14 protein-coding genes and 1 tRNA gene are annotated in these 13,433 nt (G+C 61.0%); 11 read left to right on the top strand and 4 right to left on the bottom strand.

Going from position 1 to position 13,433, the window contains the following annotated elements:
• Window positions 1–63: 63 nt before the first annotated feature.
• A complete protein-coding gene (locus ACHFB9_RS04840) occupies window positions 64–996 on the bottom strand; it encodes a hypothetical protein (RefSeq protein ID WP_417069855.1) in 933 nt (310 codons plus the stop codon).
• 278 nt (window positions 997–1,274) lie between these two features.
• On the opposite strand from ACHFB9_RS04840, the gene ACHFB9_RS04845 reads away from it, so the two are divergent.
• The gene (locus tag ACHFB9_RS04845) at window positions 1,275–2,078 is read left to right on the top strand and encodes a helix-turn-helix domain-containing protein (RefSeq protein ID WP_417069856.1); all 804 of its coding nucleotides are present in this window, start codon (window positions 1,275–1,277) and stop codon (window positions 2,076–2,078) included.
• Here ACHFB9_RS04845 and ACHFB9_RS04850 read toward each other — a convergent pair.
• A complete protein-coding gene (locus ACHFB9_RS04850; RefSeq protein ID WP_417069857.1) occupies window positions 2,042–2,638 on the bottom strand; it encodes a hypothetical protein in 597 nt (198 codons plus the stop codon). The genes ACHFB9_RS04845 and ACHFB9_RS04850 overlap by 37 nt on opposite strands.
• A gap of 10 nt (window positions 2,639–2,648) precedes the next feature.
• Entirely contained in the window at window positions 2,649–3,692 is a 1,044-nt protein-coding gene (locus tag ACHFB9_RS04855; RefSeq protein ID WP_417069858.1) for a hypothetical protein, read from the bottom strand.
• Between the two features lie 130 nt (window positions 3,693–3,822).
• On the opposite strand from ACHFB9_RS04855, the gene ACHFB9_RS04860 reads away from it, so the two are divergent.
• The 7 genes from ACHFB9_RS04860 to ACHFB9_RS04890 all read left to right on the top strand — a co-directional run bounded on the left by ACHFB9_RS04860 (window position 3,823) and on the right by ACHFB9_RS04890 (window position 9,266).
• Window positions 3,823–3,907 (top strand) — tRNA-Leu (locus ACHFB9_RS04860).
• 381 nt (window positions 3,908–4,288) lie between these two features.
• Window positions 4,289–6,274 (top strand): tetratricopeptide repeat protein, encoded by a 1,986-nt coding sequence (locus ACHFB9_RS04865; protein ID WP_417069859.1) that lies wholly within the window; start codon window positions 4,289–4,291, stop codon window positions 6,272–6,274.
• Window positions 6,275–6,381: 107 nt separating this feature from the next.
• Entirely contained in the window at window positions 6,382–6,693 is a 312-nt protein-coding gene (locus tag ACHFB9_RS04870) for a hypothetical protein (RefSeq protein ID WP_417069860.1), read from the top strand.
• A 210-nt stretch (window positions 6,694–6,903) separates the two neighbouring features.
• Window positions 6,904–7,659, top strand: a complete 756-nt coding sequence (locus ACHFB9_RS04875) for an enhanced serine sensitivity protein SseB C-terminal domain-containing protein (RefSeq protein WP_417069861.1) — start codon at window positions 6,904–6,906, stop codon at window positions 7,657–7,659.
• Window positions 7,660–7,761: 102 nt separating this feature from the next.
• Complete coding sequence (locus tag ACHFB9_RS04880; RefSeq protein WP_417069862.1) at window positions 7,762–8,175, top strand: hypothetical protein; 414 nt, start codon at window positions 7,762–7,764, stop codon at window positions 8,173–8,175.
• Window positions 8,176–8,315: 140 nt separating this feature from the next.
• Window positions 8,316–8,849, top strand: coding sequence for an RHS repeat domain-containing protein (locus ACHFB9_RS04885; protein ID WP_417071333.1), 534 nt, complete (start codon window positions 8,316–8,318; stop codon window positions 8,847–8,849).
• 33 nt (window positions 8,850–8,882) lie between these two features.
• On the top strand, window positions 8,883–9,266 hold the full coding sequence (locus ACHFB9_RS04890) for a hypothetical protein (protein ID WP_417069863.1): 384 nt from the start codon (window positions 8,883–8,885) through the stop codon (window positions 9,264–9,266).
• A gap of 152 nt (window positions 9,267–9,418) precedes the next feature.
• Here the strand turns inward: ACHFB9_RS04890 and ACHFB9_RS04895 are convergent, their stop codons facing one another.
• A complete protein-coding gene (locus ACHFB9_RS04895) occupies window positions 9,419–10,633 on the bottom strand; it encodes an IS256 family transposase (protein ID WP_417068692.1) in 1,215 nt (404 codons plus the stop codon).
• Window positions 10,634–10,853: 220 nt separating this feature from the next.
• Between ACHFB9_RS04895 and ACHFB9_RS04900 the strand changes: the two genes are divergently transcribed.
• The 3 genes from ACHFB9_RS04900 (at window position 10,854) to ACHFB9_RS04910 (ending at window position 13,293) form a co-directional block, all read left to right on the top strand.
• Window positions 10,854–11,612, top strand: a complete 759-nt coding sequence (locus tag ACHFB9_RS04900) for an RHS repeat-associated core domain-containing protein (protein WP_417069864.1) — start codon at window positions 10,854–10,856, stop codon at window positions 11,610–11,612.
• Window positions 11,613–11,991: 379 nt separating this feature from the next.
• The gene (locus ACHFB9_RS04905) at window positions 11,992–12,882 is read left to right on the top strand and encodes an RHS repeat-associated core domain-containing protein (RefSeq protein ID WP_417069865.1); all 891 of its coding nucleotides are present in this window, start codon (window positions 11,992–11,994) and stop codon (window positions 12,880–12,882) included.
• 9 nt (window positions 12,883–12,891) lie between these two features.
• Window positions 12,892–13,293: a hypothetical protein gene (locus ACHFB9_RS04910; protein ID WP_417069866.1), complete on the top strand. Its 402-nt coding sequence runs from the start codon at window positions 12,892–12,894 to the stop codon at window positions 13,291–13,293.
• Window positions 13,294–13,433 lie beyond the last annotated feature (140 nt).

Here is a 13,433-nt window from a genome sequence, read left to right on the forward strand (position 1 = left end):
CGCTTTGAGCTCAAAGAATTTTCCCTCCCCCGCTCGCGGGGGAGGGGCTGGGGAGAGGGCGGGTTAGCCCTTGCGCCAGCCGCGGGCGAGGAAGAGTTCGAGGTATTCGTCGGGGACGAAGAGCCTGTCCTCCGGATGCTCGATTTCGAAATAGCGCTGAGGCGGGATCAGTCGGTCGTCGGCTTTCGCGAGGTCGATGACCCAGCGCTCGGGGGCGCGGCGCTGCGCGAGGTAGCGCAGCTCGAAGGGCTGGAGGAGCAGCGGATCCTCGGGGTCGAAGACGCCGACTCCGGCCTCGCGATTGGACTTGTACCATTCCCGCGCCTGCGCGAGCTTCTCGTCGGTCGAGGCGATGTGCGCAGCGCTGCCCGGTGCCGGCACGGCCGAGCGCAGCCTTGCCTCGTAGCGGAAGGGGGCGACGTTGGGCCAGATGAAGTAAGGCATCGCGAGGCCCTTGATCATCATCCTGTGGTTGTAGGTCGGCGGGCGCCAGTCTCCGGTGTCCTCGACGCTGATCCAGCCGAGCATGCGGCCGTAGGCGTCGAGCGGCTCGCGCTCGAAGAGCACCCTGAGGTGCAGGTCTTCGGGAGCCTTGCCGGTCGCAGCCAGATCGGTGGCGATCTCCGCTTCGAGGCCGCGTGCGGCGGTTTCGGCGTGGCGGTAGTGGTTGGCCGCGCTCGCACGCCCGAGGCGAGGCGCGAGGTAGTCGCGCAGCGCGCCATCGAGCGAGATCGGTGGCAGGTTCGACGCGAACGGATCTTCGAGGAAGGTCTGCCAGGTCGGATCGTCGGTGCGCACGAAGTGCGGGCTGTCGGGCAGCGGCAGACTCAGCTCGGGCGTATCGACGCCGAGCAGGCTCAGAGCGATCCGGCCTTCGATCCGCGCGACGATCGTGTCGCCGGCCGCGACGCGCAGCAGGCCGGTGTGCCCGTTGGCGCGTCCCAGGCCCAGATGGCCGATGATCCGGCCTTCGTCCTGTTCGAAAGTCCTGTCCATCCCGCCTCCCGTATCCGGAGTCCGCGCGCTCGCGCGGCTGGAGGGCAGTGTTGCAGCGCGCCCGGGCTTTGGCAACGCCGTATTGGTGGGATCGAGGAAAAAATCGAGGGCGGAGGGCGGAGAGGATCGTGTCCTCCCGCTGGGGCGGAGATGGGGCGGGGGATGCCCGGTCGTCTCCGGCGATCCGTCCGGCTTTCGGTTGCGGATCGCAGGCATTAGACTCCGCTGCGGACCAGCACGCTTGCCTGAGTGCGGCCCGAGCTTTCGAAATGGCGCCGATGCAACTGAGCGATCATCCCGTCCCCGCTTCGCTGAAACCCTGGATCGAGCGTCTGAGCTGGATCCGCTTCGGCGTGGACGAAGGCATGCCGGTCTTCGCCGGCGCGCGCGTGCACCTGGGCTTTCCGGTCGAAGGAGAGTTCGGCTTCAGCGGTCTCGACGGTGGCGGAGTGTTCTGCGAGCCGGCCTGCTGGGGCGCGATGCGCGAGACGGGCCGGGTCTGGGCGCGCGGCGGTGGGGCCAGCGCCTGGCTGGTCAAGCTGGCCGGCGGCGTTGCGCCGGCCGTGCTGGGTGTGCCGGCCGAGGCGCTCGCCGGTCGGGTGCTGCCGCTGCGCGCACTGTGGCCACAACTCGCCGCGCCGCCCGCCGACGAGGCGGCCCAGCGCGACTGGATCCTGGAGCAGATTCGGCATGCGCTGGCGCGAACCGGAGAGCGCCTGGTCTGGACGCCCGAGCAGAGCCTCGTCGTGATGCGCACGCTCGATCGGTTGCCGGTCGCGCAGGCGGCCGATGCGCTGGGCCTGAGCCGGGCGACGCTGGAGCGGCGGGTCGGCGCCTGCTTCGGGCTGCCGCCCAAGGTGTTGGCCCGCATCCAGCGCTTCTACCGCAGCCTGGAAGCGATACGCGTGAGCTCGGATGCCGAGCTCGCGGCCGAAGCCGGCTTCTTCGACCAGTCTCACCTGATCGCCGAATTCCGCCGCTTCACGGGCATGACTCCGGTTGGGCTCAGGCGCGAGGCGTCGCGCGCCGCCGAGCCCTTCCGGCTTTACGATGCCTGCTCGCCGGACGACCACGGCGGCTGATGTGCGCAGCGCTTGGCCCAGTCGGTCAGCGCGTTGCGGACCCTGGCCCAGCGCGACAGACTGCCCGAGATATCGAGAACTCCGCCGGACAGGCGCTCGCGCCAGATCGCGATCCGGGCTCCGTCAGGCGCGACGAGCTCCGCCTCGACGCTGATCGCGCCAGTGTCGAGCGGGACGAAGAGCAGCAGCGCGCTGGCGACGTTCAGCACCGGCGAGACCGGGCGCGGATCGGACAGGGTCACGTTCAGCGTCGGTGCAGCGGTGCTGGCCGGGGCGCTCGCCAGTTCCTGCTTCAGGCTGTCCGCGAGGCTTTGCCGCAGCGTTTCGAGTTCGGCCGCATCCTCGCTCTTGTCGGCGGCCTGGAAGCGAACCTTGCCGAGGCGTGGCGCGACGAAGGCGCGCGGCGGCGTGGCCGGGCGGATGCGGACGTCCTCAGAGGCGCTCTGACGGAGCACCTGCCAGTCGGCGCTGGCGGCGCCGGGGTTTGCGGGGGTGAGCGTGGAGCAGGCGGCAAGCAGCGCGATCGCGAGCAGCGCGGGAAGGCGCAGGGCATGTTTCATCGGTCTTCCTTCAGACGAGGTGGGTAAAAGCGGCGGGGGGCAGGCGGGGACTGGGCGTCGCGTCCGGATAGCGACGGCTTCCCAACCTGGCCAGGATCTGGATGCGGCCCAGGCCCAGATGGGCTTCGAGTTCGCGGCGCGCGTCGGGGAACTCCAGCGCCTGGGACATCGGATGCAGCGCGAGCGAGGCGGGGACGGCTCTGAGCCAGAAGCGCATCAGCGCTTCTCCGGCCCTGAGCCAGTCGCGCCGGCTGTCCGCGTCGCGGGTGACGACGAGCCAGCCTTCGCCCTGGTGGATCTGTTGTCCGACCTGGTCGAGGCCGCGCACCCGGAAAGAGCGGGTCAGCACGTCTTCGCGCGACCACAGCGCGCCGACCCACTGGCGGACCAGCCAGGGCAGCTCCAGCGTCTCAGGGGTCAGGCCGGTCGGATTCGCGACGGCATCCTCGTGCCGCCAGCGTATCCAGTCGGCGAGCTCCTCCCAGACCGGGTCGAGTTCGACCTGTCGGGCATTCGCTTTGAGCGTCGCGCTGGCGATCTCGCCGCCCGCGGCGCTGGCCATAGGGATGTAGTGCAAATTGGGGATGCCTTCGCTCAGGGTCGGCCATTCCCGGGTCAGCCCCGGACGGGGTGCGAAGTCCTGCCTCAAGGTGCGGCGGCGCAGCAGCGCGGCGTCCGCGGCGCGGGGGCCGGGTGCAAAGCTCAGCGCGACCCGTCCCGCCGCCTCCTCGCAGGGGGCGAGGGCGAGGCCGCGGGCCGCGGCCGCGGCGCCCAGCGCGGCACAGAGCGTGCCCAGGCTCAGCCACAGCTCGCGTCCTTCGGGATCGATGGCGGAAAGCCTGCGGCCCGCATCGGGTTCCAGAGTCCAGCGTCGGGCCTCATGGATCGCGATCTTCCAGGGCTGGGTGTTGTGGCTCGATGGCGCACGGGCGGCGGCAGCGAGCAGGGCCTGGGCCTCGGCAGGCAAGGCTTGCCCGGCGGCGAGCACGCGGCCGGGGATCACGGTGCTGCCGGCGAGGATGAGCCCGGCATTGAGAAAAGCGCGGCGGTTCATTTCGGCTCCGCATGAGGGGATGCCTCATTGAGCCAGAGTCGCCGAGCCGGCTATAGGAAAAAAACGTCAGCGGCCTGGGCCGCTTCGGCTGGGCGGGGCGTGCCGCCCATGCGATAATCCAGGGCTGCCCGCCCGGGTGGTGAAACTGGTAGACACAAGGGACTTAAAATCCCTCGGCGCAAGCTGTACGGGTTCGATTCCCGTCCCGGGCACCACGTCGAAATTCAGAGCCGTTCCGAGTCGAAATTCCTTTCTGCAGCAAGCCCTTCCTGCGCATAGACCACTTCTGAGTGGCGGGAGCTTGCGACGCGCAGAGTTCGCGATCTCTAGCAATGTATAACGATGTATATCGACTTTCGGATATACATCGCTAGAGATGGTCCGGGACCCCGGCAGCCTGCGCGCCGTTCCCTGTCAGCAGATAGTGGCCTCAACTGCATGTCATCCAACCCGCAAGGGGGGGGCAGGAGTTCCGCTGGCGCACCGCCCCAGTCATCGAGCATAATTGGCCGCAGCTCACCTGCCCAAGCCGCAGTCCGCTCTGGCGCGCGAGGATCAGGCTTGTCAGCCCCGATTCATTCACAGACGGATCAGCCATGCTCAAGCGCCTCCTCTCCGCCCTGACCGGAATAAAAGAATCGCCCGCCCCTGCAGCCCAAACACCTGTGCCGGCCAAGCCCGCGAGCCCGGCCCAGGAAGAGCTGATCACCGTCTATGACGGCTACGGCCGCGAGCTGCAGATCACGCGCAGTGACTGGCGCGAGAAGATGCTGCAGCCCAACCTGCAGCTGAAGTGGGACAAGCCGGACGAGCTCTATACCGTGATCGTCTCGGCTCTGAACGATGGCTTTGCGACCGACCTGCTGCCGGCGGCCGAGCGCCTGCTCGCGATCGATCCGATTCCTGAGCGCAGCCACACGATTCACGGCATCGTGCTGATGAAGAACGGCAAGCTCGATGCGGCAGAAGCCACGCTGCGCGAGGGTATGCGCAAGGTGGGTGAGACCGGCACGCTGCTGACCAACCTTGCCAAGCTTCATGCCGAACGCGGCGACGAGGCGCGCTCGCACGAGATTCTCTGGCAGGCCGTGCAGGCGGACCCGAATCAGGACAACGGCCTCCTCTGGTGGGCGGCCATCCAGCAGGAGCGGGACGGCGAAGCCGGCTATCTGCAGGCCCTGCGCACCGCCGCCGCTCTGCCCGGCAGCTGGCGCGCGCAGCTGTGGCTGGCGCGATTCCATCTGGAGCACGGCGAGGCCGATCTGGCGCGGGCGCTCTATGCCGAGGTGCTGGCAGGCGGCCAGTACGACAGCAGTGCGCTGATGATGATTTCGGGCGACCTCGGCAACAACGGCCAGGTTTCTCTGATCCTCGAACTGGTCGGCCCGGCCTTCGACGAGAAGAAGCACGACCCGATGGCGGGCCTTAACCTGCTGCGCGCCTGCCAGCATTTGGGCAAGGTGGATGAAGGCGAAGCCATGCTCGGCCGCCTGTATGCCCTGGGCTTCGCACCGATCAAGCAGCATCTCGACCAGTTCGCGCAGGCCTTCCAGGAGATGCGCAAGCAGGCGGCGCAGGGCACGCCCATCGATCCGGACGCACTGAAGGTGACCACCTTGGCGATCACTCAGCCGATCTGGCATTACGGTCTGCGCAATGCGGACTGGCTGTTTGCGCAGAAGCCGGAGGGGGCGCCCGAAGTGGGATTCTTCGCGCTCTCGAAGATGCCGGATGGTTCTGCACGCGCAGAGTCCCAGCGCGAAGACGATCTGGGGCGTTACACCCGTGCCATCCCGCTGTATCTGGCGGAAGCGGCGCATTATTGGAGCGACTACGCGGCTTCGACCTACATCTTCGTCGTGGAAGGAGGGGGCCCGGTCGTCACCAGCGGCGAGACCGACGGCAGCGACCTCTTCGACATCGTGCCGCCCACCATGAAGGTTTTCGTGACCGGAGAGCTGGGCTGCAGCGGCGAAGGCGAATCCGCTATCTGGCAGATCTCGCTGAGCCTGTGGAACTGCGCGACACGCCGCCGCCAGGCAACGGAAAGCGGCCACGCCACAACCGCCGAATTGAGCGCTCTGGTGCTGGAGCTGGAACAACGCCTGCTGGCCCGCATCGGGCTGAAGCGCGAGCAGCCGCTGGACGACTTCTATCGGCATCCGACTGCGGAAGTGCTGACGCCCTATCTGACGGAGCTCGGCCAGGCCTTCATGCTCACGCTCCTTGCCAACAAACACATGCCGAAATCCGTGCTCTGGGGCGAGCGGGCCATGCTCGACTGGCCCCTCAACATGGCCCTGCACTGGCCAAGCGTCGACGTGCCTAAGCTGATGTATCTCTCCGGCTTGGGCAAGGCCTTCGATTACGGCTCAGACGTGCTGCCCGAATACAGGGAGCGCAGCCTGCTGCTGCTCAGGGATGCGCAGCAAGCCAACAGCCCGGCCGCCAAGCTGGCCCCGCTGATATGGAAAATCTTCGCCATGACGGATGAGCTCGACGCCCACCGGAAAGCTCTGCCCGCAGACAGCTCCCCGAGCTATCGCGCCTGGCTTGAGCGCATCATCGATGTCGCCTCATGAGCGAGCGGCCGGGTCGAGCGCCCTATATCCGCTGCCGGGGGCCCGGCGTTGGGACGCTCCTGCCCGTTTCATGCCGAAAAACGTTTCCGATAACATAGATAGAGATCATGTCCATGTCTTGTTTTGCGCTGATCTGGATGCTCGCATCGGGGGGCGCCACCCTGCTTGCGGGAACGCCCTTCCTGAAGGCGTTGCAGTCTGAGGCACCGCATATCTATTCGGCTATTGCTTCCCCGCCCATCAATGCTTATGCGTGGCGTCGCTGGTTCTTTCCACCGTTTTCCGGGATCGTTCTTTCCCTGTCGTATTGGTCAGAGCTCAAAGACTGTCCGGGTTCGCTGGGCTGGGCCAATTGTCTCTTTGTGACGCTTTGGTCGCAAATTCTCGCCGCTGGGGTTCTTGCTATTTCACTGACATAGCCGTCGCTGAAAGGCGCACGGGGGTATGTCTTGAATTGCATCAAGTTCATGGAATGCAAGACATTGATCCCAAAGATCCTTCGGTCGGTGGGGGCAGGGGAGTTATGCGACAGTGGTCGGAGTTATACAGCAAAATTGCTGTCCAAATAGATAGTTATGCACAAAGGACTTTCTGTGAGTGACCCATCTAACGATCTCGAACGAAAACTCATGCTCGCCGCGGACGATCCCGCGAGCCGTCCTGAATTTTACGAAGCGCTAATGGGATCGGACGTATTTGTGATTGGTCACGCCGATTCTGAAGGCGAAGGAGTGTCTACCATTCCCGGCGGCGCTAAGCTATCCATCGTGAATTGGGAAAAGAAAGATGGGACCCCAGTCATTCCATTTTTCACGAGCCTTGAAACGCTGCAACGGGCGCTAACGGAAGAGGCACGCTATGTGGCTCTTCCAGCTCGGAGCCTTTTCGAAGTCACTCTTGGGTCGTTCTTGGTGCTAAATCCTGCCTCTCCATATGGAAAGGAATTCTTTCCCAATGAGATTAAGGCATTGTTGGACACCGGAATGAACCATGTTCCTCAATCTAGAGTGGTTCAACGAGAGACCAACGTGCTGCTGGGGCAGCCTGCGAACTACCCATCTGAGATGGTCTCTGCATTAACGGCACTTCTGGCAAAGCACTCGGTAGTTAAGGCGGCATACCTTTGCTTGATGCACGATTCGTCCGCTAGCGAGAAGCCAACTTTGGTTGTGGGCTTCGAAGGTGAAGGTGATCTTAGCAAGGCGATGCAGGCGGCTGGATCTGTGGCTGCCGACACCGCGCCCAAAGGCGAACCGGTCGATTTCACTGTTCTTAAAAGAGGTGAGGCCGGACTCAGCGATTACATGTTCAAGTCGGTCAAACCATTTTATGAGCGCACTTGGGGTGCCAAGCTACGGTCGATTTTCCGTGCGGGCAGTGCATAACAACTCCGTCGAGAGGGACAGCCCACAAGCTGCGTTTGTGGGGGGGGCTTCTCGGCTTCGCCGCTACGGCGGTCCATCACATCCAGCGTTAGTGCGCAAACGATGAGCAGCATTCTCGATCTCGGGAAAGAGCACCTTTACGAAGCTCAGCAAGGAAATCCAGAAGAGCTAAAGGCTCTCTTCCGTGCTCGTGTCTTGGGTTGGGGGAAGACCTATGCCCACGAGGAAGAAATGACCGTTGGTCTTTTTGGCGATCTTGAGCAAAAAATCGAACCTTATGTGGCTTTTTATTTGCTATCTGAAGTTGTTGAGTTGGCGACGTCAGAAGAAGATTTTGATGGGTTTAGCTGTGCCCTAGATCTTGTCTCTTCACTCGTTGCTGCGAGCGAAACGACGGAGATTCCCGGAGTGCTTCAGGAAAAGTTTTCTGCGCTGGAAAGCAAGGCAAAGCGTTTTGGTGGTGAGCCAGTTTATTCAATCGCCGTAATTCGAGCGCACTACCGAAATGTGCTCTAGCCCCTGACCCCCCCTGGGGGCAGATACCGTCTTGAAAATCAAGTTTCGGTAGGCGGATATCAGCCCTGAACTGTTGGCCGGAACGCTGGATTTCGCAGATCAGGAGCACCCGCTTTCTCATCGCCACCCCGATCAGCGCCCTGGGCGCCTACACCTACAACCCGCGCTTCCCCGGGCAGGTCTATGATCGCGAATCGAATCTGTTCCAGAACTGGAACCGCGACTACGACCCCGTGGTGGGGCGGTATGTGCAGAGCGACCCCATTGGGCTGGAGGGCGGGATTAGCACCTATGCATATGTGGATGGGAGTCCCGTTGTTGAATTCGACGAATCTGGGCTTGCAGGGAAAATCCCAAGGAATTTTGGTAGAGGAGTCATGCCTCCAGAAATGCCTCCCGTCCTGTCTAAAGATCCTGGAGTGGAAAGCATGAAAGAAGCCTTGAAGGGGATGATTAAATGCTTGTCGCCCATAAAAAATTGCGAGGCGGAGTCTGGTATTAGCAACGCATTCGTCTGCTTGAAAGTTGAGTGTACGAAACCATGCAAAACTACTCATACAAACTTTCTTCCAAGAAATCCAACCGTGTTGGAAGTTAAAACTAGTTGGCCTGGTTGTACGTGCACGAAGTTTGGTGTGAATCAAAATGATATTGGTCGTCTCCCGGGGTTCTAGCTTATAAAGCTCGTTACAAGACAGGTGTAATAAATGAAAAGACTAATACTAATTATGGGTTGGTTGATTTCGTTAGTTGTCGTTGCTTGTGTGTCGCATGATTATACGCAAAAGAAAACAATGGCTGCGGTGAAGATTGAACTTGCGGACATTCAGGCAATGCTTTGGTTTAATCATCTCAATGAATACCGGGAAATTGAAGACCGTTTGGTTGGAGGGTGTGCGTCGGCGGCGCTCGAAAAAGTTAGAGTAGATATTGATCAGGAGATGAAATTGTTGGCTGGTTTTCGTTATGAGTATCCTGGGTCATTGATGAATAAATTCATCTCGGAGCGAGATCCCAAACTCCTTGCTCAGCTTGATGGCTTGAAAAGTGAACGGCGTGCTCCTCGGGTCGAGACAAAATGCATAAAGTGAGTCGGGTAGGTGCCGTCATGGACGTCGACTGATATTTGCACAATTGGCTGACGAGAACTCATGAGTTCTGAAAGGCAATGGGGTCAGGAAAGGCAGGAAAGGCAATGCGGTCGGTCTTGCGGGTCTGTCAAACGAACTGTGTAAATTCCCAATCACAGCGCATTTAGCGGCACGCGCTCTTCGCCGAACATTACCTGGAAGCTCTGCAGAGCGGGCTTCCAGTGGTGGATTGCCTTCCAGCCTTTCGAGGCTTCCCGGATCGCCAGGAACAGCGATTTGAGCGCCGAGTCGTCGTTCGGGAAGATCCGTCGGTTGCGCGTGAGCTTGCGCATGACCATGTTCAGAGATTCGATCGCATTGGTCGTATAGATCACCTTGCGGATCTGCGGCAGGAACTGGAAGAACGGAATGACATTGTCCCAATTGCCCCGCCACAATCGCACGACCGCCCGATATTTCTCGCCCCATTCGGTCTCGAACGCATCGAGTTCGGCAGAGGCCTCCTCGGCGCTCGCCGACTGGTAAATGCGCTTGAGCGCGGCCACCACCGCCTTGCTGTCGCGCGTTGCGACATAGCGCAGACTGGCGCGCACCAGATGCACGATGCACAGCTGCGTGAGCGTATTCGGAAACACCGCATTAACCGCTTCCGGCAAGCCTTTGAGCCCATCCATGCTGGCGATGTAGATGTCCTGCACACCGCGATGGCGCAGCTCGGTGAGCACCGACAGCCAGAACTTGGCCCCTTCGTTCTCGTTGAGCCACAGTCCCAGCACTTCCTTCTCGCCGCGCAGATTCACCCCGAGCACCACATGCGCGGCTTTGTTGATGACCTGCTTGTTCTGCTGAACTTTCACGACGATTCCGTCGAGCCAGACGATCGGATAGATCGCTTCGAGCGGTCGGTTCTGCCAGGCGCGCGCTTCGTCGAGCACCGCGTCGGTCACCTGCGCGATCAGCGCGTGCGAGATCGTCACGCCATACAGATCGACCAACGCGGATTCGATGTCCCGCGTGGTCATCCCCTTGGCGTACAGCGTCAGGATCTTCTCTTCCATCCCCGCCAGGCGCACCTGACGCTTCTTGACCAGCTGCGGCTCGAAGCTGCCCGAGCGATCGCGCGGCGTCTCGATCTGCAAGTCGCCCACTTCGCTCTGCACCGTCTTGCGGCTCTTGCCATTGCGCCGGTTGTTTCCCGCATCCTCGGGCGCCGACTCGTTCTGCGCGTAGCCCAGATGCGTTTGCATCTCCGCTTCCAGCGAGCGGTTGATCATGTGCTGCAGCATCTGCGAGTACAGCGACGCCATCTCCTTCGGATCCCGGCACTCGCCCACCAACGCGTCCAACTGCTCCGGTGTCAGCTTCATGTAACGCCTCCTTGCCCTGTCTGGGCTCTATCGTCTCAGAGGTCAGTTACACAGTTCAATTTACAGACTCGGTCTTGCATTCGAGCATTTCTGGTCGGAGTTGGCCCTGTTGACAGCAGCCGGAGCGAATGCCGGCTCTTCGTGACCCGGGCGCCTCCTTCGGCACGATGCGTGTATCACGAAACCCCGCCGGAGTTCTGTGATCCCTTTGGGGGAGATCTTGAATTGCATCAAGGTGATCAAATATCACCTCGACGCGGTGAGGATGATCGTTCGAGCTGGCGACCACATGATCCGTTGGCGCTGGGACCAGAGCGATCCGTTTGGCGTGACGCCGCCGATCGAGAACCCCAGCGCCCTGGGCGCCTACACCTACAACCCGCGCTTCCCCGGTCAGGTCTATGATCGCGAATCGAACCTGTTCCAGAACTGGAACCGCGACTACGATCCGGTGGTGGGGCGGTATGTGCAGAGCGACCCGATTGGGCTGGGAGGCGGGGTTAATACCTATGGGTATGTAGGGGGAAACCCGCTGAACTATGTTGATGCAATGGGGCTAGACCGCGAGGTAATCTTCTGGAACCCATTGCCACATCCGGCCTCCGTCATGGGCCATGTCTCCTCACGTCAAGGTGATGGTTCAAATAACTCCTACGGAGAGAGCGGGTGGGACCGAACCTACCCCTCCGCTGATGCCTATATAAATCGGCAAACCGACGGTCTTGGTCGGGGAGGGATTGGTGCTGTTATTGCCTTGAATCATGAGCAAGATACTATTTTCGATCGCTGTATGGCTGCAGAGAAGAAAAATTCCGGGTCATACAATGCAATGACAAACAACTGTACGTCGGCTGCGCAAGCATGCTTGATGGAGGCGAGGGTGAAAATCAATCCATCCATTTTGCCTAGCTCTTTCAGAGATGAACTATTCAAGAGCGGTTCCGTTAGGACTGTTAATTGGTACAGGCCGTCAAAATGAAGTGTGCTAATGTCTTTCTTGTGTTTTTGGCCGCCTTGTGCGTGTTGGGCTTGTTCTCTGCAACCGGATATCGAATCGAGATTCGTTCCGACGCAAAGATATATTCTTCAAATGCGAACGCTCCATTCGAGGACCGGGCGCTTTCAGCAACTATGGCGCAAGGAGGTGTGGTTTCTGTGTTTGGATGCTTCGACGACCAAACCGATGTCTATTTTTTGGTCGAACTTCCTTCTGGCGGAACTGGGTATCTATACGATCTGAAATATCGGGCGGTGAAGAGTTGGACTCTTACTACTTCGAAGGTTCGCAATTTTGTTCGTCACCCTATTGCGAGTTTGCAGTGCCTAATAATGGTTCCTGAGTTTGCTCGCTAAACGGAATGGTCAGCCAGCAGGGCAACAATTCCACATGGATCAAGCTCGGGACGTGGAACTTTGCGGCGGGGACGGCGAGCATATCGCTCGCGCCGAGCACGACCGGTTACGTGATTGCCGATGCGGTGCGCATGGTGCCCGCAAATGCGGCGGTCGCCACGATGTCCTACGCCTATGCGGATCACCTCAATGCGGTGAGGATGATCGTACGAGCCAGCGACCAGGTGATCCGTTGGCGCTGGGATCTGAGCGATCCGTTTGGCGTGACGCCGCCGATCGAGAACCCCAGCGCTCTGGGCGCCTACACCTACAACCCGCGCTTCCCCGGGCAGGTCTATGATCGCGAATCGAACCTGTTCCAGAACTGGAACCGCGACTACGATCCGGTGGTGGGGCGGTATGTGCAGAGCGATCCGATAGGGCTGGAGGGGGGCATTAACCTGTATGCCTACGCGGACGGGTCGCCTACGACGAAAACAGACCCAACTGGCTTCTCACCGAGTGGTTCTGGTAGCGGTTCAGGAAGTGGTGGGTCTCAAGGGCAGCAGTGTGATGGCGAGGACTGCAAGCAGACCTTGCTTGACTGCATGGCGCAGTGCATTCGTGCATACGACCCCCTCAATGACGAGTCCAAGATTGGGCTGACTGCCATTGGCGGCACATTCCCGAAATCGTGGGTTGGGTTACCGCGCGGGTTGCGCGGCGCAAGCCCCATGACCACCGTTCCGAGTGCTACAGCCCACGCGCTGGGTGGCGGTGGTGCCGGAACTTTGGGTGGTGCCGCACGCGGACTTGGTCGCCTTGCTTCTCCCGTATGGATTGGATATGGCGTCTACTTGTTCGGCATGGAGGGCTATTGCGCTGCTTCGTGTGCCAACAACAAGTGCGCGCACTGAGAGGTGGTCATGAGCATGTGGATTGCTGTGGTTGGTGCCGCTGCTTTAGTTGCCGTCGGCTTTGTGATCAGATCGAAAAAGGCGAGGCAATCTCTGTCGGCATTGGAGACGCGCGAAGCGCTCAGTGATGACGAGATATATCGACGTTTCTATGCGGCCAGTGGCCTCAGCAAGGCGGCGGTGATTGATGTTTGGCATGAGATTGCCTGCGTTCTGCGCGTGCCTGCTGAGCGCCTACAGCCCACCGACAGATTTGGCAAAGACATTGGTGTTCACTGGGTTACGAGCGAAGAACTGGATGCCCTCGGAGTTGTGGCGCAAGAGCGGGCGAAGCGCCAAGGCTTGACAGTTGATTTGGCTTTGATTGAGACCGTGGATGACTATGTGAAGCGCCTTGCTCCTAGAAGTTGAAAACCCAGCAGCTACCCGCTTTGCGGGTGGCTGCTGAAGAGAGAAGAGAAACCAGGGGGGCAGATGCCGTCTTGGACGTCAAGCGCCGGATGGCCAAAGTCGGCCCTGAATGGCTCTCCGGAGAGCACGATGCCGTAGAT

The sequence above is a fragment of the Niveibacterium terrae genome (genome assembly GCF_048213115.1).
GTDB classification, from domain to species: domain Bacteria; phylum Pseudomonadota; class Gammaproteobacteria; order Burkholderiales; family Rhodocyclaceae; genus Niveibacterium; species Niveibacterium terrae.

Coding starts and splice junctions, on each gene's coding strand:
- ACHFB9_RS04840 (WP_417069855.1), bottom strand. CDS start 996: ATGGACAGGACTTTCGAACAGGACGAAGGCCGGATCATCGGCCATCTG.
- ACHFB9_RS04845 (WP_417069856.1), top strand. CDS start 1,275: ATGCAACTGAGCGATCATCCCGTCCCCGCTTCGCTGAAACCCTGGATC.
- ACHFB9_RS04850 (WP_417069857.1), bottom strand. CDS start 2,638: ATGAAACATGCCCTGCGCCTTCCCGCGCTGCTCGCGATCGCGCTGCTT.
- ACHFB9_RS04855 (WP_417069858.1), bottom strand. CDS start 3,692: ATGAACCGCCGCGCTTTTCTCAATGCCGGGCTCATCCTCGCCGGCAGC.
- ACHFB9_RS04865 (WP_417069859.1), top strand. CDS start 4,289: ATGCTCAAGCGCCTCCTCTCCGCCCTGACCGGAATAAAAGAATCGCCC.
- ACHFB9_RS04870 (WP_417069860.1), top strand. CDS start 6,382: ATGTCCATGTCTTGTTTTGCGCTGATCTGGATGCTCGCATCGGGGGGC.
- ACHFB9_RS04875 (WP_417069861.1), top strand. CDS start 6,904: ATGCTCGCCGCGGACGATCCCGCGAGCCGTCCTGAATTTTACGAAGCG.
- ACHFB9_RS04880 (WP_417069862.1), top strand. CDS start 7,762: ATGAGCAGCATTCTCGATCTCGGGAAAGAGCACCTTTACGAAGCTCAG.
- ACHFB9_RS04890 (WP_417069863.1), top strand. CDS start 8,883: ATGAAAAGACTAATACTAATTATGGGTTGGTTGATTTCGTTAGTTGTC.
- ACHFB9_RS04895 (WP_417068692.1), bottom strand. CDS start 10,633: ATGAAGCTGACACCGGAGCAGTTGGACGCGTTGGTGGGCGAGTGCCGG.
- ACHFB9_RS04905 (WP_417069865.1), top strand. CDS start 11,992: ATGGTCAGCCAGCAGGGCAACAATTCCACATGGATCAAGCTCGGGACG.
- ACHFB9_RS04910 (WP_417069866.1), top strand. CDS start 12,892: ATGAGCATGTGGATTGCTGTGGTTGGTGCCGCTGCTTTAGTTGCCGTC.